Origin of the sequence: Bacteroides faecium (assembly GCF_012113595.1) — a bacterium.
GTDB lineage: Bacteria > Bacteroidota > Bacteroidia > Bacteroidales > Bacteroidaceae > Bacteroides > Bacteroides faecium.
Genome location: NZ_CP050831.1, coordinates 3683742 through 3709725, shown reverse-complemented (window position 1 = coordinate 3709725; position 25984 = coordinate 3683742). Strand labels below are relative to the sequence as shown.

Here is a 25984-nt window from a genome sequence, read left to right as displayed (position 1 = left end):
AAAAGCAACGTATATGAAAAAGTTTTGGTTAGCATGCACAATGGTCATCGCAGTGGGTATAAGCGGTTGTGTAGACAGTGATAAAGACTTATACCAGGAAGCTCCGGAAAAAGAAAGTAACCCATCTGATTTTTCGACAACAACAACGGTACAGGCAAACATTGATTATGCCATTGCTGATTCAAAAATCCCTTTCTATATTTATGACAAGGATCCCTTAATTGAACAAGAGGGTAGTTCATCATTCACATTAAATGAAAACATTAAATATCTGGATGCTGCCCGCACAGACGAAAATGGTAAATTCAATGGAGAATTAAATTTACCAAGTTATGTTTCAGATGTATATATTATTTCAACAGCTTTCAATGTACCTGCACGGTTGGAAGGAAAAATTGAAAACGGTATTTTAAAGATTGCATCTGAATCTGATGAGAACTCATCGACAAGAGCAGTAACAAGGCGAACTAGTTATAGTTATGATAACAACCGGTTCAACCATTTATTAGGTTGGCATAACAATCTTGGAAGTTTTGATTCCAAAACCGGAATGATTGATTATGCTTATACGGGTAAAGAAACAGAATTAACTTTAAGCAAAACTGAATTAACGAACTTACGTAATACCGTATATGCAGTACTAAACAGGGCAGGAACATGCCCGGAAGATTATCGTACTTCCGCTGATTTAAGGACTAAGGATGATAATACAGCCGTTGTATTAACAGCAATCGGTGGAGAAACTTGTTGGAATAATTCTTTAGGCTATTACTACTACAAAGATAAAGCCCCAGCGAGCATTGAAACGGCAAAAGTCTTCACAATATTCCCGAATGCTCAAACTTATTGGCAACAAAACGGTTTGTCATCTTATCCCAGAGGAGTTAAAGAAGGTACAGCTGTTAAATTGTTATTCTACGGAGAGGATGGACAAGAAACAGTAGGCAAGAATTTCCCCGCCGGATATAAAATAGGCTTCGTGCTTGCATGTAACGCTTGGAATACTTATTTCACAGGTTATGCTTCTCATACACAAACCGGAAAATATTATTCTAGTTCCACTAAAGACTTGAGTACTACAATTACAGATGATATAAATGTACATACAGCTATGTTTAAAGACAAGAAATCCGGTAATATAGCTATCGCTTTTGAAGATTTCAAAGACGACCAGAATTTCACAGACGTAGTTTTTGCCTTAAAGTCAAATCCTGAAATTGAAATTGACGATAAAGTAGAAGTCGACCCGGACTTGAATACAACAATTGAAAAAACAGGAGTTTATGCTTTTGAAGATGAATGGCCTGCTGCTAAAGATTATGATATGAATGATGTAATAGCACAATATACTTATCAGAAAACGTTTGATGCAGACAATAAGATTGTAAAGGAATCATTTACATTCAAAACCTTTGAAAACTGGGCTGTATTTAGAAATGGACTGGGCATTGTACTTAACAATGCCGGTACAGCTACTCCGGAAGATTCTATCAGATATAGTGGAGATAAGAAATTCACTCCAATCAAGTTTACACATGAAGACGGAAACGTAGTTATATTAACGAAGAATGTAAAAGATAACATAAATGCTGAGTACAAAGTCTCATTAGACTATGGAAAAGATTCTAAAAAAGTTAAGGAAACAACTGTCAATCCATTCATTTTCAGGGAAGAGAGTAACAATTTGCGACGTGAAATTCATTGCCCGATGCAAAGACCGACTGTAAAAGCAGATGTATCTTTCTTTGGTCAAATGGATGACCGTTCAGTACCGGAAGAGGGTAAATACTATGTGTCCGACAAAGACAATATATATCCTTTTGCTTTCTACTTAAACAACGCTACCGTAGAAGATATTACCCCACTTTTAGACAAAAATAACGAAAAGAAAGCAATCAGCGAGCTTTATCCAGGTTTCATTGACTGGGCTAAATTCGGAAAGAACCCTGACTGGTACAAGAAGAAATAATATCGAAATGCATTGATATATAAAAATAGCTGGTAGACAGAATCTACCAGCTATTTTTATATATATCAGGCATAATGCCAATAATCTTAAATTCCTATTTACTTCCCATGCTTATCCAGATTCCCTTCCCACAAATATTTACGAGTCTCCTTCACCGCCACTCCCGAAAGGAAGATAAGTGATATCAGATTGGGAATTGCCATTAACGCATTCATACCATCAGCCAGATTCCATACCAGCGAAAGGTTCATAACGGAACCTATATAGATAGCAATAATCCAAAGCACACGATAGACTTTAATCCAACGTTTGCCACCCAGATACTCTACAGCCTTTTCTGCATAATAACTCCACCCCAGGATGGTGGAGAAAGCAAAAGTAACAATACCGACAGTGAGGATTAACGTTCCGACAAAAGGAATTTTACCAAATGCAGCTTTGGTCAACGCACCGCCTTGCGTATGGTCAATATCGGGGAAAGCAATAATACTGCTCACAAGTACAAGCCCTGTAAGAGCACAAATAACAACTGTATCCCAAAATGTTCCGGTGGAAGAAACCAACGCTTGTCTTACAGGATTACGGGTTTGTGCGGCAGCGGCCACAATCGGGGCAGAACCCAGTCCCGATTCATTAGAGAACAATCCGCGGGCAATACCGTAACGGGCCGCCATCATAACAGTAGTCCCGACAAAACCACCACCTGCTGCGCGGGCGCTAAAGGCGGAGTCTACTATCAGGCAAACAGCGTCTTTCAAGTAAGCGGCATTCAGAAAGAGGATATACAAGCAGCCTAATACGTAGAATAACGCCATGAAAGGAACAAGTGTCGTACATACTTTAGCGATTCCTTTCACTCCGAAAAGAATAACTAAGGCGATTAATACGCTAATGATTCCGCCGGTTATGTGAGGAGAGATTCCGCAAGTTTCGTCCAGTAATAGAGAGATAGAATTGGTTTGTACGGTATTTCCGATTCCAAATGCAGCTACGGCCGTGAATATACAGAACAGGATAGCAAGCCAACGTAATTTCAGACCACGCTCCAAAGCATACATCGGTCCGCCCAGCATTTCGCCGTTTTCTGTTTGTACCCGGTATTTTATAGCCAGTAATCCTTCGGCATATTTGGTGGCAATTCCCAATACTCCGGTCAGCCAACACCAAAAGACAGCGCCGGGACCACCTAAAGAAACGGCGGTAGCTACTCCAATGATATTTCCCGTGCCGATAGTAGCAGCCAGTGAGGTAGCCAATGCTCCGAATTGGCTCACGTCTCCCGCCGCTCCTTTATCTTTCGTGACCGAAAGGCGGATAGCAGTAAATATCTTACGTTGCGGAAAACGCAGACGAATCGTTAGAAACAGGTGAGTGCCCAACAACATTATAATCATCGGCCATCCCCATAACCATGTACTTACTTGAGCAAAAAAATGGTCGAGTGCATCCATAGATTTTCTTTATCGTGTTAATATTCGACAAAGATAAGCATTTTGCCATTAACAATGGCAATAACAAAGCAATTAGATACTTAATAAATATTCGCCATACTGACTAAAGGTTCATACAATTTTTCTATATCTTGCGAATCCATTTCTATTTGTACCTGGTCGCCGGGCATTAGTTTCTGCCCTTTAGGAGCCCAGTCTTTCCGGTCACGGTGGACATTGATGATGATGCATCGCTCCGGCAGACGAAGTTCGTCTACAATCTTTCCGTCCAGATAAGAACCGCTCATGACTTCAACCGATAATGTATAGCGTGCTTCTTCTTTGAATGCGGGCGAGTGAATCATGTCCTCGTATAAAGTCACATTGAGAGGTTTTATTTGAAGCATTTCCGTGAAATAATAAGTTAATCCCCCAACTACGATAGAAGGATAGAAAACTTCCAGATGTCCTGTTATCTCGGTTATCAGTACGATAGCCGTCAATGGGGTACGGACTACCGCCACAAGAAAGGCGGACATACAAATCAACATGATATAACTGATATTCTCGTGAGCGATAAGTCCCTGTTGCACCATAATCAATGCTATGATTTGTCCGAGAAGCCCTCCTGTCACCAATGTAGGAATAAAATTACCGCCCGGCAAGCCTGAAGAAAAAGAGAATATGCTAAAAACCAAGTGTAATAGCATCATACCGACAATCCAGAGAATATGTGTATCCGGATGCATTGCCTGCGAAAGCAAGAATTGTTCTCCTCCACCGGTCAGGTTGAATTCTGCCATAGAGATAAGGAAAGCTATAAAAAGCAGATAGAGCATCTTCACATATTCCGGATGTTTAATGGCAGGATAGATACGTTTGACTTGAAGGGTGGTGATAGAAAAGAACTTTCCGAAAATGGAAACTACGGCAGCCAACAGAAGAAACAGTTTCACCTGCCCCCAAAAAGTCATTCCCGGTACAATGGCGTCTATATGAAAATAAGGATTCATGGGAAAAATCCAACTGGCTACCCCGCCGGCGACCACTCCTGCCAGAAGCGTGGTAATAGCCGTTTTAGGCGCATCGAACCGTTCGATGGATTCGATAACCAACAGTGATGAAGCCAACGGCGCAGCAAAAGCAGCCGCCAATCCCGCACCCGCACCGGCAGCCAATAATTGTTTCCGCTCACCACTAAGTACCCGTCCCCATTTGGATACCAAGTATCCCACATACGAGCCTATCTGTACGGAAGGACCTTCACGCCCCAAAGATAATCCGGTACTTAATGCGAGTATTCCACCCACAAACTTGGCTATCAATTCCCGAAAAGGATGTTTATAATCAACCCGTCCGTTAATGACTCCACGCGTCTGCGGAATCCCGCCGCCCGTAATGAGAGGCATTTTCTTTACCATCCAGGAGACGAATATAAGAATCCCCCACATCAACAGAAAAAGAGGAATATACCAATACCACTTCAAATGGGCATCAAAGAAATCGTGACGAAGATTGAAGAAAAACTGTAATAGATAATGGTAGGGCACGGCAATAAGTCCTGTCAGCAGTCCCACGAAGATACTGACAAAGTAAAGCCGCGCATCAATCAACTTCAACTTAAAGATTCGCCAACGGCCCTTATCCTTCAATTTATTGACAAAATCAAACATTCGGCAAGGTTTTCATTGTTTTCACGTAGGACAACAACAATCAAAACCCTGTTGTGGTTTTCAAACAAACAGAAATTTAAATTATCGTCCCATCATATTCAGACGAAGAATAGCGTGCACCATGAAATAGGAACCCAGCGCGTTGTAGTCGGTATCACGAATGGCAGTGGCGGTAATCGTACGTATCATTGAAACGTCCTGATGAAGGATATCATATATTTTGAAACGGAGCAACAATTGTTTCCGTTTCAGGAAGGCTTTTGACAACTGGCAGTTCCACATAAAGTTCTCGCGGGCATAGCCACTGTATCCATAGCCGGAACGTTGGAAATAAGTAAGATCGCTGAATAGTTCTATCCCCCACGGGAAGTAATATTGCATTTCCGTACCGAAACGGTAGTCGTACGTTTCGGTACGTGTCTCTTTCACATTATTATGGGAATTGTTGTAAAGCAATTCTGCACGGGCACTGATTTCCATTTGTTTCGTGCGGTATGTTAATTGCAGGCGTTGACGCGCCGTGAGATGCTTTACTGTACTCTTTACAGGCTCTTCCTTGTTTATGGTGCTATATCCGTTCTGATTTCTGTATTGCAGGTATGAATACGTGCGGAATATCCAGCTACGGTTTTTGAAAGGGGTATTGAGAGAAAAAGAGCCCAAAGCCCGCCAGTTACCGTTCAGATTGAGCGGAGTAGTGGTTCGCACTCCTGTTTCGCTGTCATAGGTCACTTGATTGGTCACACTGTTAATGGTGTTTTCTACCAGTGCGGTAGCAACTATATTCCGTTGATGTTTCGTATTATAGGAATTGAAATTCAATGTAAACGTGTTGATATAAGAAGGCTTCAGAGAGGGATTACCCACACGGATATTTAACGGGTTGGTACGGTCGGTCACGGGCTGAAGGTCGCGTATATTGGGCTGGCGGCTCTTTCCCCGATATACAATCTGCAAACGGGTACGTTTGGAGAACTTATAGCGGAAGTTGACAGTAGGTGAAAAATTAAAGACTGTCCTTTTCAACTGGTTCTCCGGGTCATTCTTCAGGATGGAATGGCTTATGGATTTCTGAGGTTCAAAGTCGGCACCGATATTATAATTGTATTTCTTCCGGGAAGTGCGGACAGCAAGGTTAAACAGGTGATTGCTGTACTGATTTTCAAATTGGTTGCTTGCTTCTTCATCATAGTCGGGAGTAAATTCTTCCAGTTCCTTATCCCAGTTGTAGACGAAATGGTCGGAGTTGTTCACCCGATATTGATAGCTATAACGGAACTGAAGAAAGTGCAACCAGGGTAACGGTTCTACATAGACTAACTGCAAACGGTAGTTGTAACCGTCTACGTCGTCTTCTATCCTTTGGTTTTGGACTTTTTCCGTATTATTCTTAAAATAGTGTGTAGTAGAAAGATTCTGTCTGTCTGTTGAAGAAGCATTCGTGCCATAATCTACTTTCAATGCTACGTTTCTTCCCATCCGGCTGAGTTTCCGGCTAAGTTGCAGCATCATCGTCATATTATAGGAAGAGTTATGATTCGTTCCTGATGATTCTTTTTCATTGAGCAGGACATCATTCTCCCACCCTTGCTGAAAACTTTCATTCCTTCTGTCGTTGACTGCCGTACGATATTGGGGACGGAAAATCAATGTGGTTACAGAGTCCATTTTCCATTCCAGAGATGCGTTCGCTATCAGATTATCATTTTTCAACCGGTTGCGGCCGGTGCTCTGAGTGATGGACTTGTCCTGACGGAGAAAATTATCGACCGTTGTATGGCTGTCTTCCAGACGGTCTGTTCCAACATACTGGATATTCGAACGGAACTTGACCCGCTGCCAGTCATAAGTAGCATTCACACCCAAGGAACGGGAAGTGGTCAGCCCTTTTTGCGTGCGCAGATTGCCGCTGGAACTGGCGGATTCTCTCTGCATCTCGGAAAAGCCCTGATTATTCGTATTGTTCAGGTTTCCGATAATTGTCAGTTGGGAGTTGTCCCGAAAGCGGTTCAGGGTATTGGCAAGTTCGTAACGGTCTTTACTACCATATCCGCCCATAAAGTTCTCCATCCAACCCAACTTCATGTTTTTCTTTACCGACAGGTCGAGAATCATTTCTTCTTCCCCATCGTCAATACCGGTAAGACGCGCCAGGTCGGATTTACGTTCATATGCTTTCAACTTTTCTACCATTTCTACTGGAAGATTCTTGAGTGCCGCTTTCGGGTCGTCGGAAAAGAATTCTTTTCCGTCTACCAGTATCTTCTTCACTTCTTTTCCGTGAATCAGCAGTTTTCCATCCGCATCAATCTCGCCACCGGGAAGTTGTTTCACTAAATCTTCCAGCATCGAACCTTCGGGAGTGCGATAAGCAGACGCATTAAAAACGGTTGTATCTCCTTCGGTCACAGCCATAGGCGCCTGACCTACCACAACTGTTTCATCCAAAGCGATTGCTTCTGAGTTTAAAGGAATATCACCTAAAGCATTCTTATTGCCATTTGCCGCAGGTGAAACAGCGCGATAAACCGGAGTGTATCCGATAAAAGAGACATGAAGTAGCAAAGCCTTATTCTTAGGAGCAGTGGCGGCTAACTGGAATTTTCCCTGTGCATCGGTTGCCCCGCCCGCCAACATTGCACTATCCGGTAAAGCCAAAAGCCGGACCGTAGCAAACGGTACCGGCTCATAGGTTTCTGAGTCAACAACACGTCCGGCAAAACGCTCTCCACCGGACTGCGCATAAACAGCCAAACTAATCAGTAAGAAGACATAACAACTAATCAAACGGTACTGAAAAGAATACTTATGACTGCCTATGTTCAAATTGTGTTGATTTAGTAAAATAAAACTCTAATAAAATAAACCTAGTCTCTGCTTTTAACTTTGACGCGGAGAGCGAGATTTCTGTCCCTGATGGTGGTGTCCTTGTCCGGGCTTCTGTCCTTTTCTACGGTCAAACTCTTTTTTGAACTTATTCGCATTGCTTTTCTCCTGCTGATAAACCTTCATTATCTGCTTCTGAGACAGTATCTTGCTGAATTCATTGTAATATTTTTCACGAACATCGAGCATCTTACGGCTTTGGGCAAACTGGTTTTTCAGCATCGTTGCTATTTCAGCATCAGTCATAGCCGGTCTTTGACCTTCTTTTTTTGCGTCCGCTTCCGTACCCTGCGGCTTTTCTGCTCTTGGTTTGCGATTCATCACACGACATTCGCGCAATTCTTTCAGATATTTCTCATAAACCGGAGTAAACTTAGCAGCAGTCGCATCATCCAGCATCAATGTCTTAACCATCTGATTGGTTTGCATCTGCACTATTTGTTCCGGTGTAGGACGCTGCTTCCTCTCTTTATTGTCTTTGTTTTGAGCAGAAAGGGACATTTGGCTTCCTATCAAAAGAGCAGCCAAAATTACATAAATAAATTTCATCTTCATAATCTTCACGTTTTAATAATTGATTGATTCACTTAATTCAAAAATATATCGTTTTCAGAGAAGCTGACGAGCTCTTCCAACTCCTCATCCGATAGTTCTTTAATCCATTTGTCTTCAGTATCCGTGCCTTTGCTTCTTTCAACAGCCAATACATTCGACGAAGACGGCTTGACATCATCTGTCTGATAAAAAGACGGAACGAACAAAAGCCCTGCCAACATAGCCGCTATGGCAACTGCCGTAGAAATGACCAGCTTCATGTGGGATTTCCGCTGCTGTTTCATTCCGGTACGCTCCATTACCTTCCGCTGCATATCCTCGAAGAAGCCGTCGGGGGTAGTGTAAGGTGTCCGTTTACCAATATCGTCAAAATCAAAATCTTTTTTCATCGTTCTATCTGTTTAATATATATTCCTTTATCTTCTCCTTCGCATAGTGGTAATTCACTTTGAGTGTTTCCACTTTACTATCCAGCACACGCGCAATCTCATCGTATTCAAGTTCATCATAATAACGTAAGTTGAATACAAGCCGTTGCTTTTCCGGCAAACTCAAAATGGCTTCCTGAAACTTCACTGCCAGTTCATTTTCATAATCAATGTAATCGGAAGCTTTCAGTTTGCCCATCAACTCTTCCTGTACATCTTCCGCAGAAACGACTCCTTCTTCTTTACGACTGTTCAACAAGCGTAAACTTTCATTTGTCGCAATCCGGTAAATCCAGGTTGACAGTGAACTTTCTTCGCGAAACTGGTCGATATGCCGGAATACCCGGATAAAGACTTCCTGAAGTACATCTTCCGCATCTTCGTGGGATACGACCAGTCTACGGATATAATTGTATATCGGCACCTGGAAAGAGTCCATCAGCATCTTGAATCCCCGTTCGCGATTCGAGGCACAAGCTTCACGAATTTTATTCTCGTTTATCATCAATTCTTTTTCTGAGCTTTATTAGTTAGAACGCAGAAGGATATGGAAGTTAAATACGGGATTTCGTATTTTGCTTTTATTAACAGGAGAAGAGGAAAAAGAAAGGTTGCGGGCAGAGAAAGAAAGAGGATATATCAAAAATCAATCATCTATAATAATATTCAGGCACGGATTACGCGCCTGAATAAAAGACATAAAGGAGCTGTGACACACCCTTATTTATAAACCGTAAAACAGGAAGATTATTACCAGAACTTATTATATTCCGCACTATATTCGAAACCAACAGCTTTCAACTGATTCACTAACTCATCCTTATTTACGTCCATATCTTCACAAAGTTCATCAAGCGAAGAATAACAGTCTCTCAATTTCATATTGACAACGCTGAACAGCATCATCGGGTCTTTTGGTAATTCCATAACATACAATCTTTTTAAACCGGATGCAAAGTTACAGCAATCCCATCGAACGGCAAAACAAATCAATCACCTATTTCTTCTATCTTCAAAGAGACTTTTTCTATCAGTTTGCTGATTTCCGCCTCCAACGGAATGACATTGAATTCCTTCCAAAAATCTTCGTCATATTTGAAGTTCGTATCAGAAAAGATGGTACGGGTGGGCAACCTGTCCGTGCGGGGAAATGCCGTCACTTGTTCGGTATCCACTTTACAAGTAATCATCTCGAACCATATATGCAGGTCCTGATTACTGAAGAGCATACGTCTCCGTTTAACCTTAAAATGAAGGTCGCCACGAATGTGATGGATATAATAAGTTCCCTGCCAGGGCTTATAAGAAATGGTATATACCACTTTTTGCGGAATTATCCGGATATTGCGCGTACTTCTTTCTACAAACATGCCGGATGCATCTTTTACATATTTCGGATGGACTTCCAAACGAGCCTGCAATAGAGCGCACGTTTCAGAATCAAGATACAGTTCACCGCAGAAAAGAGGTTCGGTTATTCCTTTTCTTTGCTCGAAATGTACAATATTAACAAAGCGGTTATCCAGAAACGCCATTCCTTCCGAAGTATAGGTGTAGGTGTTATTTTCTACATTAGGAATCATAAATGCGGGCATATCTTTAATCAAATCCATCTGCAGGCAAGCCTGAATCCCGGATTTTATCTTCACGAGCAGGCTATCCTTCACTTCGACATTGCTGAGGCGGCTCATTTTCAACAGCTTCACCTGGTCTGACACAAAAGAAGAAGAGAATGTCTTATAAACTTTGAATACGGCTTCGGAAAGATTCTGAAACTTATTTTTCAGTTGAACTCCTTCGCGGTAAAAGGTTGTCAGATAGATGGGGGCATGAGAGTAATTCCGTTCCCGCCGTTCAATCATCTCCCGCAACAGTTTCTTAGGCTCACTTCTACGGATTACGACTTCCTGCAAAGGGACTACTTTCGGTTCGAGAGCAAGTATATTGTGCCGGCCCAGCAACACCGAAAGTTCTATATCCTGAGAGATATAGCCTATATGCGAAAATGCGATTGGAGCTTGCTCCAAAGAGTCCGGCAGAGACAGTTTGAACTCCCCGTTTTGATTGGTTATGCTGCCTACGGATGTTCCCCGGACTCCGACGGTAGCAGAAGGTATGGGTATTCCCGTTTCCTTATCCAGCAAAGTGCCGGCAATTATTAAATTCACGGTCTGCTGAACCGGAAGAGAATCTTGTGGTATTTGGTTGTTTTTCTCAGAAGGGGAAGTTATCAGGATATGAGTGCCCAGGACTTTAAATTCCAGACTGATGTCTCCTATTATATCATAGACAGCCTGACGAACGGTACGCTTTCCTTCTTTTATTTTCACTACGGCATCATTGTCTATGAGTTTGCTATCATAGATAAACATATATCCCGATTGTTGAGAAATATCACTCAGAAGGGAATATACCGTTGCTTTTGTTTTGGGTAACCGGACTATCTGATTCAACACATCTCCCCCATCCGCCCTCATCGTATCAATTACGAAAAAGAGCAGTAGCAAGACAAGGAGATAGTGATAAGCCGATTTCATTTTTTCTGGTTTTAAAGAGTTTTATTCCGACAAGTAATAGGCATTATCCTGTCGGATACATTTCAAATTGAGTGCATTGGCTATCAAGTTAGCAATCACTTCAGGGGATTCGTCGGAGAACTCTACAGTCAGCCTGCGTTCTTCCAATGCGGGTGAATCAACTAGAATCCGCAAACTATCCGAACTCAGATTCATCACCTTTAAAATATTAGCCAAAGTTTCATCCTTAAAACGTATATGCTTGAAGAAACGGTTCCAGTCTTCTGATTCTTTATCAACGGACTGTACTACCAGTTTTTGAGATTGTACGGTAACCGTTTCTCCGGCTTTTACATAACATTCCTGGTTCCCTTTTTTAAGGGAAACCCTTACGGTTCCTCTCTGCACAGACAGACGGAATGGAGCATTTTCATTACTTTGTACACTAAAAGCAGTTCCCAAAACTTCGATTTTAACTTCTTCCGTATTTATCAAGAAAGGTTGTCCTTGCTTTTTAGCTATATCAAAGAAGGCGTTTCCTTCCATACTGACTTCCCGTTTGTCTGCAATAAAATGTTCCGGGTACAATAACGATGTTTCTTCAGCCAAAAGTACAACAGAACCGTCTTCAAGGGTAGTTGCCAACGTAAAGGCACTCAGGTTTTCCTGCGTAAGCAGATTCGGTACAGGTTCTTTGAAACTCAATGCCCAATACATCGCTGTTCCGCAAACAATGCCAATTAATACTGCGGCAACTGCGCCATAGCGTTTCCACGATGATAGTGTACGTGTATGGCGGCCTTCATCAACTTTCGCAAGTAAATGGTCATTATCCAACCGATTATATAACCGATTCCACGCCTTATCTGTCTTTATTTTATAAATATCTGTTTTCATCACTCCATGTGAATATAAGTTTCAACTTCTTTTCGCAACGTCCGCAGGGCCTTTGTCATTTCAGCTTCCACTGTTTTGACCGAAAGGGAAAGCCGGACTGCTATCTCCGAATACTTCCGCCCTTCCATACGATGCATTTCAAAAATCTGCCGCCTGCGGACAGGCAGTTTCTCAAGGGTATTATTTATGAATTTCTGTAATTCCTCATACTCCATTTGTTGATGAGGGTCGGTTGGCTGTTCCGAAGCGGACGTAGCCAACACTGACTCACGATAGCGGTTTCGCACCTCTTCATGTTCGCAATATTGAAGGGACTGGTTGCGTATCGCTCTATAAAGATAGCTTTTGACGGACTGGAAAATCTGCAAATGTTCCCTATCTTTCCAAAGTACATAAAAGAGTTCTTCGACTATTTCTTCCGCCACTTCCATTTGCCCGGTAATGCCTGCCGCATAACAGCAAAGAGGGAAATAATAACAGCGGAAGAGGTCTTCGAACGCTTTCATGTCGCCTTCCTTTATCTTTTTTAGTATGAGCAGTTCATTCAGCATACGTGCTTCTCCATTATGATTGACCTCAAATATAAGAAAACTATCCCTATTTTATTCTAGTTAGATTGCTTTTTCAGTTTATCCACGGCGTGTTCCAAAGATTCCGTAGGTTCGATTATATTATAATTCCCCCAAAAACCTTCATGCCAGTATTCGTCCACTTTATCATAGAATATTTGATTCAGGCTGAAGGCTTCCTTGTTGGGTATAGTTTCCAATGAACCTTCTTTTCTGTCGGTCACGACCATTTCCGAAGTTATTGCATAACTTGTGGAAAAGAGTTTTCGTTTCCAATCACATTTAAAACGAATCGTATTACGGATATAGTTCAGGTAAGTCCTTCCGTCTACAGTTTTATAGGTAATCAGATAAGAGAGCTCCTGCGGCTTAAACCTTAACCCGAGAGGTTTCTTATAGAGAATTGCCGTGGTTGCCTTCGACTTATTCTGCATATCCAGGCTCATTTCGACACGGGTGAATGACAGCCGTTCACGGTCGATATACAGTTTGCCGTACAATAAAGCATACATAAGAATCACTTTCGGACGGAAATTTATTACATATTGCATACGATTGTCTATAAGAACAGACTCTGCCATCCAAAACTCATAATTGTTCAATTCTGCAAAATCGAGCAATGCGTCATTGTTTTTCACCACATCCAATGTTACACTCAGATTAGGTCCGCCAACTACTTTAACAGCCAGCGTATCGCTTGCCTTCTGGCTAAGCAGGCGACGACCTTTCATCACCCGCACTTTATCATAATTGATATTTCGATTGGTATATGCAGTCTTGGATACATCAAGCACTGCTTCCGATATACCGATATATCGCCGGCCTTTCTGCACCGTTTCCCGGTAAAATCCTGTAAGCATATCACGTTTGTCACTGTAATTCTGCGAAATCTTACTGATAGCTTTCTCCACAATCATACGCGGGTCGTTGGCATACACTACCACTTCATTCAGTAAGTTGGCATGAGGTGTCATCCATACTGTCAATTTTGCAGGAGCTTCTTTCTCGATAGAGACATGGCTATTGGCATAGCCGATATGAGAAATTTCAAGTTCACTCGGTGCATCCGTCTTTTTGAGTTTCAAAGCAAACTCTCCTTCCGCATTTGTCACCGTACCGATGTTACTTCCGTGTACAGATACATTCACATTCTCCAGAGCTTTTTTATTTTGCTTATCCTTCACCATGCCCACAATCGTGAGATAATCTCCGGCATCTCCTTGCGCCCACACAGGAAAGCTGCAAAGTAACAAACAAATCGTCAGCCATCCAACCAGGTGTTTTTCTACATTCTTCATACTGATGCTTTTTTAAAAGGTAAATAAATTGCGTTTCTACTAATAAGAGCGCTCAGACAGGAAATACCCTACGGTTTTTACAAAAAAAAGAAAAAGAAATCGGATTCCAATACAATATCCGGGAATTAATAGTAAATTCCCGGCAAATTAACGATAAGAATTATCGCCATGATACGCAAATTAGACAAGACTGAATACGAACAGGCAGCAGCATTAGCCCTGGATGTCTATATACAATGTGGAGCAGATGACTTCAATGAAGAAGGACTCATCTCTTTCAAAAGTTTTATCTTTAGTGAGCAACTGATGAATGAACTGGCTATCTATGGGGCTTTTGAAGATAAGCACCTGGTCGGTATCATGGGGACAAAGCATGAAGGAAAACATCTTTCTTTATTCTTTATCCGAAAAGAACACCAATGCAAAGGTATCGGCAAGCAATTATTCTGTTTCGCTATCAATGATTGTCCGGTAGATGAAATGACTGTAAATTCATCCACATACGCCATCCGCTTTTATCAAAGCCTGGGATTTGAAAAGACCAATGAGAAGCAATGTACTAACGGGATAACTTATACGCCGATGATATTGAAAAGGAAAGCCAGAATCAGTTCTATTGCGCCTTGTGGAATGGACTGCGCATTATGTCATGCTTTTCAAGATGCGAAAAAGCCTTGCCCCGGTTGTAGAAGCCAGGCAGGAGAAATTCGGAAAAGTTGCCAAAACTGTATCATTCTTTCATGCGATAAGAAAAAGTATTATTGTTTTGAATGTACTACTTTCCCTTGCAAACGATTAAAAGCACTAGATGCCAGATACCGAACCAAATATAACATGAGTATGATTGTGAATCTTACTTTCATAAAAGAAAAGGGAGAAGAAAGCTTCTTAATAGGGCAAAATCATAAATATATCTGTCCCAAATGCGGAAAACTGCGAACTGTGCATTATGACTACTGTATTTATTGTAAGCAACAAGAATGAACGTGACTACTAAATAGCCCGCCAATATGACATATACCATTATTGAAATAAAGACTGAAATTGATATACCCCAAACGCCGCGTCACTATTTGTTTGAGATATTACCCAAAATTTAATGACTATACGGAGTTATCGCTGATATAAATATGAATCGTTTATTTGCCGTTCTTATTTCACTTCCTCGAAGTCAACTTGATATATCTATCAGCGACTTGCGTACACGTGTTGCAAATATAACGCAAAACCCAAATAAGCATCCATAAACGACAACAGCTCTTGCCTACAAAAGTACGATTTTTATTCATAAACAACAGGATGTAAACACATTAAAATCAAAAGAAAGCGGTGATTTTGACAGATTCTTCGGTTTAATCCTTACCTTTGTAAGTAATATTGGAGTGTTATACCCAAATCATAATAAGAAAACAATGCAGATACATAACAATACATTGATAGCAAAATGTTCGTCTTACGACTTCAAGGAAATGTTGAAACATCGGAAAGTAAAGTCATGGCTTAAATCCGTGTCGGCTTTTGCCAATACGGATGGTGGTAGTTTGTTCTATGGAGTAAATGATGACGGAGTGATTGTAGGTTTAGAGAATCCACAAGCCGATGCCGACTTTATCAGCGAAACAATCAAGGCAAGACTTGACTCTGTTCCGGAAGTACAACTTATCCCGATTGAACACGAAGGACATCCCCTGCTTGAAGTGAAAGTAAAGGCCGGAACACTAACACCTTATTATTATCAAGACGGAGCACGCACAGCTTATACAAGAGTGGGTAGTGAAAGTGTTGAATGTAATTCTCAACAATTACTTTCGTTGATATTGAAGGGCACGCACATGACATGGGATTCACTCCCTACCCAAGTGGACGCCAACAAACACTCTTTCGTTATCCTTGCCAATACCTTCCGTGAGCAAACCCATCAGGAGTGGAACGATAAATATTTGGAATCATTCGGTCTGGTAACATCGAACGGTAAGCTGACTAATGCCGGATTATTGTTTGTGGATAATTGCACCGTCTTCCAATCACGTATCTTCTGTACCCGTTGGACCGGATTATATAAAGATGACGCCATCAGTTCCATAGAACATCGGGCAAACTTTGTGCAGCTCTTAAAATATGGCATAGATTTTATCAAAAACTACACCATGAGTGGCTGGGTGAAGATGCCCAGCTATCGCCTTAACCTACCTGATTATTCCGACCGTGCTATCTTTGAAGGATTGGTAAATCATCTTATTCATAGAGATTACACAATAATGGGCGGTGAGGTACATATTGACATTTCTGATGACCGTGTAGAATTGGTATCCCCCGGTGCAATGTTTGACGGTACGCCAATTCAGGACAGAGACATATACAATGTTCCTTCTTTACGTCGTAACCCTGTCATTGCTGATATGTTTACCCAACTTGACCATATGGAAAAACGTGGCTCCGGTTTGCGCAAGATGCGTGAATTGACAGAGAAACTACCAAACTTCCTACTTGGTAAAGAACCATATTACAAAACAGAAGCATCCTCTTTCTTCACGACTTTGTATAATCTGAATTGGAGTGAGAATGGCAGAATACCTGTGAAAGAAGTTGCTAACAGAGTAAACAATACTATTGAAAAGTATACAATAAATAAAGAAAAGTTCAGAGAAAACACAGAAAGTTCGGAGAAAATGTTCGGAGAGGCTGCGAATAAACCTAAGAACATAGGTAAAACTGTACAGAAGATTATCGATCTCGTCATTTCCGATCCCTCTATGTCAGCCGAAATTATGGCCTATAAAATAGGTATAAGATCCCATGCTGTAGAAAAACAAATCGCAAAGTTACGTTCAATGGGGATATTGTCTCGTGAAGGTGCAGACTTTGGTGGGTTACTGGCGCATTATTATTAATCCTCAAATTAAAAAATAAGTATATGGGAATACTTCTCAAACCACTCGATGTTATAATAACTGTCCTGCTTATCGCCTTCTTATTTACCTCTTTGCCGCAAGTAAACCATAAAACGCGATATGTAGTGCTTTATCCCATTTGTGGGCATACGGATAAATTACCCAGCCAAAACTCAAAAGACAATTATCTGATTGTCCAAACATTCGATATTGCAGCAGGATATTTCTGCATGCATATTGCTGCTCTGCTGAAATTCAATGCGCTTAAGTACAAGAACATAGAATTGGAGAATTAGGGTGAGAAGGGAAAAAGACAACAATTACAAGTAAGTTTATTTGGACTCATTTTGATATATAATTCAATATAAAATCGTTTTTCGATATATATATTAAAAATATCAATTTAGAAATCTGAGATTTACTCTTGAAGTGCTAAAATAAAAAAATAAAAACAATGCTGATGAAATTAGGAATATACGAGCAAATTATCAATCAATTGTTTGAAAAGAAAATTTCTTCGATTGACCAAACCCGTTTTTATATCGGAGAACGAACTATTGAAAAGAATGAAGTAGTAAAACTGCTCTCTCTGTACCTAAGTGGCATCTTCGAACAAATGCTAATGAATGTGGTTGACACAGCTACTGACATAGAGGCAAATGAAGAGGCTACAAAAACACAAGCCTTAAAAAAAAGTATTGATTTGACCAATGCCATTATCGGCAAACTGGTAAAAGATTTTCATTTGGAATCTGGAAATCTTGTGTCGGCGCAAGCCAAGATTCTAACAGCTGTTATCGACAAGACGCAATCCGATTATCCAAATTTATCTAAACGGTTAGAAGAAATAATACCTATTAAGGGGTTCATAAATGGAGAACTGTTTACTGGCAAAGGCGTCAAATTGTATACAGAACTACAAAAGGAAATATGTTCTGCTAACGAAATCCACCTAATGGTATCGTTCATCAAAAAACGTGGTCTTGCATTACTGCTACCACAACTGAAGGAATTTACCAACAGAGGAGGCTTGCTAAAAATAATAACTACTACTTACATGAAAGCTACTGATTTTGAAGCAATAAAGCAATTAGCAGCCCTAAAAAATACTGAAATCAAAATAACTTACGACGAAACATCAGAGCGCCTACATGCAAAAGCTTATGTTTTTCTGCGTGAAACTGGTTTCAACACAGCTTATATAGGCTCGTCAAATATGTCTGAGCAGGCTCTTGATACGGGTGCTGAGTGGAACGTTAAAGTGACTCAAATGGAACAACCTCGTATGATGAAAACCATTATAGGAGCTTTTGATGCTTCATGGTGGGCTGAAGGCTATGAGACTTTTGTAAACGGCGAAGATGACATACGACTAAAAGCTGCCCTTGACGAAAATTCGGATAACGAAATTGACTTTAATATACTTCAATTGATACGTCCGTTTGATTACCAACAAGAAATATTGGAAAGCTTACAGATGGAGCGTAAGGTGAGAGGGCACTGGCGAAATCTTGTAATAGCTGCAACAGGTACAGGCAAAACAGTGATGGCAGCGAGCGATTATAAGATATTTGCTAATAGCCACGAACGGGCACGTTTGTTGTTTGTAGCCCATCGTGAAGAAATCCTAAGACAAAGTCTACGGACATTTCAACAAGTACTTTGTGATTACAACTTTGGTGAGAAATGGTATGGAGGCAAAGAACCAGCCAATTATGAACATGTGTTTGCTTCCAAGGACACGTTAAACAATCGTTTGAATGATTTGCATCTACCAGAAGACTATTATGACTATATTGTCATTGACGAGGTGCACCACGTGGCTGCAGGGTCTTATCGAAAAATTATAGATTATTTCAAACCAAAGATACTCTTAGGTTTGACTGCAACACCAGAGCGAATGGATGGTTATGACATTACACAAGACTTTGATGGAACCATATCTGCGGAGATTCGCCTTGACGATGCTTTGAATAAGGGACTATTAGCCCCGTTTCATTATTACGGAATAACAGATTCGGTGGACTATTCTGAAGTGACATGGAACAGAGGGCAATATGTGGCATCAGAACTCTCACGTATATATACATATAATGATGCTCGTACCGGTGTTATATTGAGATCTTTAGAAACATACCTAACTAAATCCAATATCAGTAACGTTAGGGCATTATGCTTCTGTGTTGACCAGGAACATGCCAAATATATGGAAGCAAAATTTACGCTATGTGGATTGAAAGCAGATGTACTGACTAGCGAAAATGCTCAGATGCGTGCAATATTATACAGGAAATTAAGGAACAAAGAGATCAACTACTTGTTTGTAGTGGATATGTTCAATGAGGGAGTAGATATTCCCGAAGTAGATACCATTTTATTCCTTCGTCCAACAGAGAGTCTCACCGTGTTTATTCAGCAGTTCGGACGTGGTCTACGTAAGGCAGAGAAAAAAACTCATGTGGATATTTTTGATTATGTTGGAAACTGTCGTACTGAATTTAATTATACAGACCGTATGCGTGCAATAATCGGGCGAACATCAATGAGTGTGGAGGAAGAAATGGAACGCAACTGTCCTCACTTACCCTTGGGATGTAAAATTACACTTGAACTAAAGGCCAAGGAGTATATTATAAGAAACATCAAGGGGGCAATAAAACGATTTACTACACAACATATCATTTCATTAGTACAAAATTTTGAGAGACATCATTCTGTACCACTTACGCTTACCAATTTTGTCAGGATATATCAGATTCCCTTAAATAAATTATATCGTGACAGGACATGGAACCAACTTTTGTATGAAACTGGAATAGAACATCAACAGTCCCGATTCAATACAGAACTACGCCGTGCTGTACTTCGTAAATGGTTAGCTACAGATTCGTATAGCTATCTAAGTTTTATTAAGGATCTGGTGCAGAAAGATTTTAAGATAAAGGTAGATATGCTGACTCCTGTCGACCAAAAACGTCTATTGATGTTCTATTATGATTTATTTGAAAATGCAGGATATTTTGACAATCTTCAGAAAATGGTGGATGAATTTGCAGCCGACCATTATTTCTGTATAGAACTTAAAGAAATAATAATACTGTTACTTCAAAGAAACAAGGCATATGAAAAATCGGATAATTCAATGTTGCCTAATTTCCCATTAAAATTACATGGAGTATATACAAAAGCTCAAATTCAAGTAGCCATAGGAACGTCTACAATTGAAAGAAAATCTCCATCTCGCGAAGGAGTAGAACGTAACAAGGAATTGAAACTAGAAGCAATGTTTGTCGATATTATTAAAAATCGCGAAGAAGGATCTACAACAGATTATGACGACAAAGCACTTTCTCCCTACCTGTTTCAATGGGATACACAGAATCGTGTAAAACCAGAGTCCAATGAAGGAAAAGCATATATCAACCAAACGCAAACAATGCTTTTGTTTGTTCGCGAACAGAAAAACTTTATGGAAGACAAATCACGCACAATGGGGTATGTCTATTTGGGACGTGTTACACTGAAAAAATGGGAGTACAAAAACTTAGGTACTCGAAAGCAGATGCAAATAGTTTGGAATATGATTGAACCAATTCCTGGCTGTGTAATGCATTTTGCAAGAATGAAGGAAATTATATAAATATTATGAAGAAAATAGAAGTTGTTGCTGCCATCATCTCTAAGGGAGATAAAATTCTTGCCACTCAAAGAGGATATGGAGAATGGAAAGATTGGTGGGAATTTCCTGGCGGAAAAATAGAAGGTACAGAAACTCCCAAGAATGCATTGGTACGTGAAATTCGTGAAGAGCTCTCAGCGGATATAAGTGTGAATAATTTTCTATGTACCGTGGAATATGACTACCCCTCATTCCACCTTACAATGCATTGCTATTTTTGCTCTCTCCTAACAGATGTTTGGAATCTAAACGAGCATAAAGCTGCATGTTGGCTTTCAAAAGAAGAATTAGATAATGTAAAATGGTTACCAGCTGATTTACAGATTCTTCCAATATTAAAATAGATAGAGTAAGTTTATAGTTAACAATCTTGTAATTGTATAGCAAAGCAATTTGAAATAAGAGATAAAGCAACTCGTTCCTAACAATTTATTCTGGAAAGGAAAGATTACGACACACAAGCAATATATAAAGATAAAACCATCCGAACAGCCCAGAAGACTATGGCATATTGTTTATAATATCGGGCTATATCTAAAAAACATCTTTCAAATAGTAGAATTATATAAAGAAGCAAGAGGGTATCCGAAACCGGGTACCCTCTTACTATTATATACTACTTGTTTATTTAGATCTTTACTTCACTTCCTCAAAGTCAGCATCCTGAACGTTATCTCCGTGCTTGCTATTGTCTTGTTGACCAGCACCACCGTTCATATCAGGACCAGCCTGTGCACCACCTTGAGCACCACCGCCTTGAGCATACATTTCAGCACTTGCAGCCTGGAAAGCTGTATTTACTTCTGCCATAGCAGTATCGATAGCAGCCAAATCCTGAGCCTTGTGAGCGTCTTTCAGTTTCTGCAGAGCAGCTTCAATCGGAGCTTTCTTGTCAGCAGACAACTTATCGCCTAATTCTTTCAACTGATTTTCAGTCTGGAAGATTACGCTGTCAGCTTGATTCAACTTATCAATCTTTTCACGTTCTTTCTTGTCTGCTTCTGCATTAGCTTCAGCTTCAGCTTTCATCTTTTCGATTTCTTCCTTGCTCAAACCGCTGGAAGCTTCGATACGGATAGCTTGTTCTTTACCGGTAGCCTTATCTTTTGCAGACACTTTCAAGATACCGTTAGCATCAATATCGAATGTAACCTCAATCTGAGGAACACCACGACGAGCCGGAGCAATACCTGACAAGTTGAACTGACCGATTGATTTGTTCTGAGCAGCCATCGGACGTTCTCCCTGCAATACATGGATAGTAACCTCACTCTGGTTATCGGCAGCAGTAGAGAAAGTTTCACTCTTACGAGCCGGAATGGTAGTGTTAGCGTCAATCAACTTAGTCATTACACCACCCAGTGTTTCAATACCCATTGACAACGGAGTAACATCCAACAATACTACGCCCTTGATTTCGTCTGTCAAAACAGCACCCTGCACAGCAGCACCGATAGCTACTACTTCATCCGGATTCACACCCTTAGAAGGAGCTTTACCGAAGAAATCTTCCACTAATTTCTGTACAGCCGGAATACGTGAAGAACCACCTACAAGGATTACTTCGTCAATATCAGCATTGTTCAAACCAGCATCACTCATTGCCTTCTTACACGGCTCAAGACAAGCCTGAATCAATCCGTGAGCCAGAGATTCGAATTTAGCACGAGTCAGAGTCTTCACCAAGTGCTTGGGCACACCGTTTACCGGCATGATATACGGCAAGTTGATTTCTGTGCTTGTAGAAGAAGACAACTCAATCTTAGCTTTTTCAGCAGCTTCTTTCAGACGTTGCAAAGCCATCGGATCCTGAGTCAGGTCAGCACCTTCGTCATTCTTGAATTCTTCTGCCAACCAGTTGATGATTACCTGGTCGAAGTCGTCACCACCAAGGTGAGTATCACCGTTTGTAGAAAGCACTTCGAATACGCCACCACCAAATTCGAGGATAGAAATATCAAATGTACCACCACCAAGGTCGAATACAGCAATCTTCATATCTTTGTGAGCCTTATCCAGACCGTAAGCAAGAGCAGCGGCTGTCGGTTCGTTTACAATACGTTTTACTTCCAGACCGGCAATCTGTCCGGCTTCTTTTGTAGCCTGACGCTGAGAGTCAGAGAAATATGCAGGAACGGTGATGACTGCTTCCGTCACTTCCTGTCCCAGATAATCTTCGGCAGTCTTCTTCATCTTCTGAAGAATCATTGCAGAAATTTCCTGCGGAGTGTACAAGCGTCCGTCGATGTCAACACGCGGAGTGTTGTTTTCACCTTTCACTACTTTATAAGGAACGCGGGCAACTTCTTTTTGTACCTGATCCCAATTTTCACCCATGAAACGTTTGATAGAGAAAATTGTACGTGTCGGATTGGTAATAGCCTGACGTTTAGCAGGATCACCTACTTTACGTTCGCCACCATCCACAAAAGCAACTACCGAAGGAGTTGTACGTTTACCTTCGCTGTTTGCAATTACTACCGGTTCGTTACCTTCAAATACGGCAACACAAGAGTTTGTTGTTCCTAAGTCAATACCAATAATTTTTCCCATGATCGTTATTTTTTTTATTTATTATTATTCAATGATTTCTTTTTGTCCGGTTGTTTCTCCACTCCTTTCATGAAGTTTCGTCCCGAACGGACGCTTATTAAAAAGCAAACCGTGTGCCAAAAAGAAATTATACGAATGCATGACATAATATCTGCCAAAAAGACAGTTTTAATAAATAAACACTGCTGACATAGTCACACCCGGACCTAATCAGTAACTGCTTCATTAAACAAATGCAGGCGGCTCTGGTTCAATGCCGGAAAAAAAATATGCCTATGTCGTCATGTGCGACATAGGCATACCTTATTATATATAGATTACTCTTATTTATTTCTTTTCCAAAACAAGAACCAATGCACTGTTTGCATCATACAAACCGATACCGCCACCGGCTAATACATCAAATGATTTCACCTCATTCATTGCTTTCAGAATCTTGCCTTCTGTTTCCATATCGGGACAAGCCATCATTGTGCTTGCCACACCTGGGAAAGAGATTGATTTAGCATTGCTTGTACTGGTTTCAAAGCCACCATTTATCAGGTTACATCCGGCATTACCGTGAATCGTCTTTTTCTTCACGTCAAAAGCGATGAAAGGTTGCTTTTCCATACCGGAAGGAATTGCTTCGCCATTCACTTCCTTCACTTTCCATTCTCCGTTCAATACCGACAATTTCACATCAGCCTCCTTTTTTTCCAAAGTTATAACCGGACGATTGGACGCATTGCAAAGATACAGTTTGTCTTTGCCGGCTTTCTTATATCCTTTCACTTGTGCAAGGGCACTCAATACATTTCTCTCGGTAGTCATATCCGGACACATCATCCGGGTGCCGGCCATAGCGCCGAGTTCAAGGCTTCCCGGTTTTGCGTTTACATCGAAACTACCCATCATACGGTTACATCCGCTACTACCGGATACACGCCCCGTTGCAGTATCAAAAGTAATGAAAGGAAGGGTTCTGCTTTCGCCCGGAGTTATTTTCGAGCCATTGACTTCTATAATATTCCACTCACCGTTGATAGATGACAAAGGAATTGCCTTCTCAACCGAACGGCATGATGACATTGCAAGTGCTGCACCGGCAATGCAAATTGAAACTAATACTTTCTTCATATTGTTATAACGTTTAAGTTAAATTGGGGGCAAAGATATCAAAAAGATTGGGAAATAACACCCAATACAATATAAAATATATACATTTGCCATTGAATGTACAACAAATGAACAATTTACATAGTTCACAAAAAGTAAATAAATATGAGAATCATCGCTCTCTCTCTGATTTTATTCTGTTGTGGTACGTCTCATATCATAGCACAAAATGACTATATTGTCACTACTCCTTCCACCCGGGAAATTCCCGTAAGTGAAGAAGAGCAGTTTGTCAAAAGCAACTTCCCGTTGCAGCCTTTGTGTAAATGGACGCCCGGAATGAAATTCATGTTTGCTCCATCCTCACGGGATATGTTTCTGCCTACCCTTTCCAAATATGACACTGATAAGGGAGTGGACAACAGTTCACTGAAATACAAAATCCTCACTTTCACCGGAACTGAGGAAAAATCCCAAAACATAGCAAGCAGCACGCACTATTCCACCCGTTTCATTTTTGAGTGTGAAGGAGAAAAGTACTATTATGATATAAAGAATATGCGGCTGGATGAAATCTGCGAGAAAGATCCCCGCGCATGTATTAACGGATTAGTCTACTTGAAAGATGTAGATACAGCAAAGAATCTGTTGATAGGAAAAACGATCTATGTGCAGTCCGAAACTGCCCGCGTGGACGATGCCAACAGTTATTCCGGCTATCGGGACGTAGCTATTGCTGTCAATACCGAAGCAACAATTACCGCTGTCGGAGTCGGTAGTCAGACATACCCTGCCAAAATTGTATTTAAAGATACGCAAGGACATTCTTACTATCTCGAAGTCGCCCTCTCACGAACCAACTCAGGCATGGATTTGAATGACTTTCAGGGCGAAAAGAGAATGAAATATTTTCCAAATGCAATCAGCTTTACCAATAAAAGTTCGGATAATATCGAAGGACTGAAAAACAAATATCTGGGGCTGACCGTTTATCCTAAAAAGGTATTGGCTGCCCAAAGGAGCATATCCCTTGAAGGCAAACAGATGGAATCGCGTGTCCACTTGCCCCGATATACGGTCTTGAAAATAGAAGGGATGAAATTGGCTCCGTCCGGCAGTCTGGCTATCCTGTCATTAAAAGACAAAGGTGGAATCATTTATGAAGTGGAAGCCGACTTGAAATATGATGTTATCGTCAGAAATGATAATTATATCGAAGACCTTTTCGGATTTGAAGATATACAGAAGAAATATCCGGGCATTACCGAAAAGCGTTGGCAGATCATCTCCCGGGGTGACTTGGAAGTAGGTATGAGCACCGAAGAATGCCGTTTGTCTATTGGCGACCCGGTAGAAATCGAGTTGAAAAAAGATAATCGTTTTGAAACTTGGTTCTATAATGGCAAAACGCTGGAATTTGAAAACGGTACCTTGCGGCGATACAAATAAAAAGGAGTATCGACGAATGATTATCTGAAAATAATCACGTATATTTGCTCCATAAACAATTCTAATATTCTTAATTTTTAATTCGCAATTTAA

At 40.8% G+C, this 25984-nt stretch carries 18 protein-coding genes and 2 pseudogenes; 7 read left to right on the top strand and 13 right to left on the bottom strand.

Annotation, left to right across the window (positions count from 1 at the left end; translation table 11 throughout):
• The first annotated feature begins 13 nt into the window (after positions 1-13).
• Positions 14-1969 (top strand): LruC domain-containing protein, encoded by a 1956-nt coding sequence (locus BacF7301_RS13435; protein WP_167963548.1) that lies wholly within the window; start codon positions 14-16, stop codon positions 1967-1969.
• A 98-nt stretch (positions 1970-2067) separates the two neighbouring features.
• Here BacF7301_RS13435 and BacF7301_RS13430 read toward each other — a convergent pair whose 3' ends face one another.
• From BacF7301_RS13430 to BacF7301_RS13380, 11 genes are all read right to left on the bottom strand, one after another.
• Positions 2068-3420, bottom strand: coding sequence for an alanine/glycine:cation symporter family protein (locus BacF7301_RS13430; protein ID WP_167963546.1), 1353 nt, complete (start codon positions 3418-3420; stop codon positions 2068-2070).
• 80 nt (positions 3421-3500) lie between these two features.
• Positions 3501-5072, bottom strand: coding sequence for a ClC family H(+)/Cl(-) exchange transporter (locus BacF7301_RS13425; protein WP_167963544.1), 1572 nt, complete (start codon positions 5070-5072; stop codon positions 3501-3503).
• 81 nt (positions 5073-5153) lie between these two features.
• The gene (locus BacF7301_RS13420) at positions 5154-7898 is read right to left on the bottom strand and encodes a TonB-dependent receptor (protein WP_167963542.1); all 2745 of its coding nucleotides are present in this window, start codon (positions 7896-7898) and stop codon (positions 5154-5156) included.
• A 54-nt stretch (positions 7899-7952) separates the two neighbouring features.
• Positions 7953-8513 carry a DUF4890 domain-containing protein gene (locus BacF7301_RS13415; RefSeq protein WP_167963540.1) on the bottom strand — a complete coding sequence of 187 codons (561 nt, stop codon included), beginning with the start codon at positions 8511-8513 and terminating at the stop codon, positions 7953-7955.
• Positions 8514-8545: 32 nt separating this feature from the next.
• Positions 8546-8902 carry a hypothetical protein gene (locus BacF7301_RS13410; RefSeq protein WP_167963538.1) on the bottom strand — a complete coding sequence of 119 codons (357 nt, stop codon included), beginning with the start codon at positions 8900-8902 and terminating at the stop codon, positions 8546-8548.
• A 4-nt stretch (positions 8903-8906) separates the two neighbouring features.
• Positions 8907-9446, bottom strand: a complete 540-nt coding sequence (locus BacF7301_RS13405) for an RNA polymerase sigma factor (protein ID WP_167963536.1) — start codon at positions 9444-9446, stop codon at positions 8907-8909.
• A gap of 245 nt (positions 9447-9691) precedes the next feature.
• Positions 9692-9868, bottom strand: coding sequence for a DUF4250 domain-containing protein (locus BacF7301_RS13400; protein WP_167963534.1), 177 nt, complete (start codon positions 9866-9868; stop codon positions 9692-9694).
• Between the two features lie 62 nt (positions 9869-9930).
• Positions 9931-11478 carry a carboxypeptidase-like regulatory domain-containing protein gene (locus BacF7301_RS13395; protein ID WP_167963532.1) on the bottom strand — a complete coding sequence of 516 codons (1548 nt, stop codon included), beginning with the start codon at positions 11476-11478 and terminating at the stop codon, positions 9931-9933.
• A gap of 21 nt (positions 11479-11499) precedes the next feature.
• Positions 11500-12354, bottom strand: a complete 855-nt coding sequence (locus BacF7301_RS13390; RefSeq protein ID WP_167963530.1) for a FecR family protein — start codon at positions 12352-12354, stop codon at positions 11500-11502.
• On the bottom strand, positions 12354-12905 hold the full coding sequence (locus tag BacF7301_RS13385) for an RNA polymerase sigma-70 factor (RefSeq protein ID WP_167963528.1): 552 nt from the start codon (positions 12903-12905) through the stop codon (positions 12354-12356). Before BacF7301_RS13385 ends, BacF7301_RS13390 begins: the two co-directional genes overlap by 1 nt.
• A 56-nt stretch (positions 12906-12961) precedes the next feature.
• Positions 12962-14221: a carboxypeptidase-like regulatory domain-containing protein gene (locus BacF7301_RS13380; protein ID WP_167963526.1), complete on the bottom strand. Its 1260-nt coding sequence runs from the start codon at positions 14219-14221 to the stop codon at positions 12962-12964.
• Between the two features lie 168 nt (positions 14222-14389).
• On the opposite strand from BacF7301_RS13380, the gene BacF7301_RS13375 reads away from it, so the two are divergent.
• From BacF7301_RS13375 to BacF7301_RS13355, 5 genes and pseudogenes are all read left to right on the top strand, one after another.
• Positions 14390-15205: a GNAT family N-acetyltransferase gene (locus tag BacF7301_RS13375; protein ID WP_167963524.1), complete on the top strand. Its 816-nt coding sequence runs from the start codon at positions 14390-14392 to the stop codon at positions 15203-15205.
• 428 nt (positions 15206-15633) lie between these two features.
• Positions 15634-17131, top strand: a pseudogene (locus BacF7301_RS13370) (RNA-binding domain-containing protein).
• Between the two features lie 4 nt (positions 17132-17135).
• Positions 17136-17405 (top strand): annotated as a pseudogene (locus tag BacF7301_RS13365) (hypothetical protein); the annotation flags it as partial.
• A 167-nt stretch (positions 17406-17572) separates the two neighbouring features.
• A complete protein-coding gene (locus BacF7301_RS13360) occupies positions 17573-20752 on the top strand; it encodes a DUF3427 domain-containing protein (protein ID WP_167963522.1) in 3180 nt (1059 codons plus the stop codon).
• A 5-nt stretch (positions 20753-20757) separates the two neighbouring features.
• Complete coding sequence (locus BacF7301_RS13355) at positions 20758-21135, top strand: (deoxy)nucleoside triphosphate pyrophosphohydrolase (protein WP_167963520.1); 378 nt, start codon at positions 20758-20760, stop codon at positions 21133-21135.
• A gap of 292 nt (positions 21136-21427) precedes the next feature.
• Here the strand turns inward: BacF7301_RS13355 and dnaK are convergent, their stop codons facing one another.
• Positions 21428-23344: a molecular chaperone DnaK gene (gene dnaK / locus BacF7301_RS13350; protein ID WP_167963518.1), complete on the bottom strand. Its 1917-nt coding sequence runs from the start codon at positions 23342-23344 to the stop codon at positions 21428-21430.
• Positions 23345-23671: 327 nt separating this feature from the next.
• The gene (locus tag BacF7301_RS13345) at positions 23672-24463 is read right to left on the bottom strand and encodes an META domain-containing protein (RefSeq protein ID WP_167963516.1); all 792 of its coding nucleotides are present in this window, start codon (positions 24461-24463) and stop codon (positions 23672-23674) included.
• Positions 24464-24607: 144 nt separating this feature from the next.
• Here BacF7301_RS13345 and BacF7301_RS13340 point away from each other — a divergent pair, with 144 nt between their 5' ends.
• Positions 24608-25891 (top strand): hypothetical protein, encoded by a 1284-nt coding sequence (locus tag BacF7301_RS13340; protein ID WP_167963515.1) that lies wholly within the window; start codon positions 24608-24610, stop codon positions 25889-25891.
• Positions 25892-25984 lie beyond the last annotated feature (93 nt).

Bases quoted from the DNA above. Each gene is read 5' to 3' on its own strand.
- BacF7301_RS13435 (WP_167963548.1), top strand. From the start codon at position 14: ATGAAAAAGTTTTGGTTAGCATGCACAATGGTCATCGCAGTGGGTATA.
- BacF7301_RS13430 (WP_167963546.1), bottom strand. From the start codon at position 3,420: ATGGATGCACTCGACCATTTTTTTGCTCAAGTAAGTACATGGTTATGG.
- BacF7301_RS13425 (WP_167963544.1), bottom strand. From the start codon at position 5,072: ATGTTTGATTTTGTCAATAAATTGAAGGATAAGGGCCGTTGGCGAATC.
- BacF7301_RS13415 (WP_167963540.1), bottom strand. From the start codon at position 8,513: ATGAAGATGAAATTTATTTATGTAATTTTGGCTGCTCTTTTGATAGGA.
- BacF7301_RS13410 (WP_167963538.1), bottom strand. From the start codon at position 8,902: ATGAAAAAAGATTTTGATTTTGACGATATTGGTAAACGGACACCTTAC.
- BacF7301_RS13405 (WP_167963536.1), bottom strand. From the start codon at position 9,446: ATGATAAACGAGAATAAAATTCGTGAAGCTTGTGCCTCGAATCGCGAA.
- BacF7301_RS13400 (WP_167963534.1), bottom strand. From the start codon at position 9,868: ATGGAATTACCAAAAGACCCGATGATGCTGTTCAGCGTTGTCAATATG.
- BacF7301_RS13395 (WP_167963532.1), bottom strand. From the start codon at position 11,478: ATGAAATCGGCTTATCACTATCTCCTTGTCTTGCTACTGCTCTTTTTC.
- BacF7301_RS13390 (WP_167963530.1), bottom strand. From the start codon at position 12,354: ATGAAAACAGATATTTATAAAATAAAGACAGATAAGGCGTGGAATCGG.
- BacF7301_RS13385 (WP_167963528.1), bottom strand. From the start codon at position 12,905: ATGCTGAATGAACTGCTCATACTAAAAAAGATAAAGGAAGGCGACATG.
- BacF7301_RS13380 (WP_167963526.1), bottom strand. From the start codon at position 14,221: ATGAAGAATGTAGAAAAACACCTGGTTGGATGGCTGACGATTTGTTTG.
- BacF7301_RS13375 (WP_167963524.1), top strand. From the start codon at position 14,390: ATGATACGCAAATTAGACAAGACTGAATACGAACAGGCAGCAGCATTA.
- BacF7301_RS13360 (WP_167963522.1), top strand. From the start codon at position 17,573: ATGAAATTAGGAATATACGAGCAAATTATCAATCAATTGTTTGAAAAG.
- BacF7301_RS13355 (WP_167963520.1), top strand. From the start codon at position 20,758: ATGAAGAAAATAGAAGTTGTTGCTGCCATCATCTCTAAGGGAGATAAA.
- dnaK (WP_167963518.1), bottom strand. From the start codon at position 23,344: ATGGGAAAAATTATTGGTATTGACTTAGGAACAACAAACTCTTGTGTT.
- BacF7301_RS13345 (WP_167963516.1), bottom strand. From the start codon at position 24,463: ATGAAGAAAGTATTAGTTTCAATTTGCATTGCCGGTGCAGCACTTGCA.
- BacF7301_RS13340 (WP_167963515.1), top strand. From the start codon at position 24,608: ATGAGAATCATCGCTCTCTCTCTGATTTTATTCTGTTGTGGTACGTCT.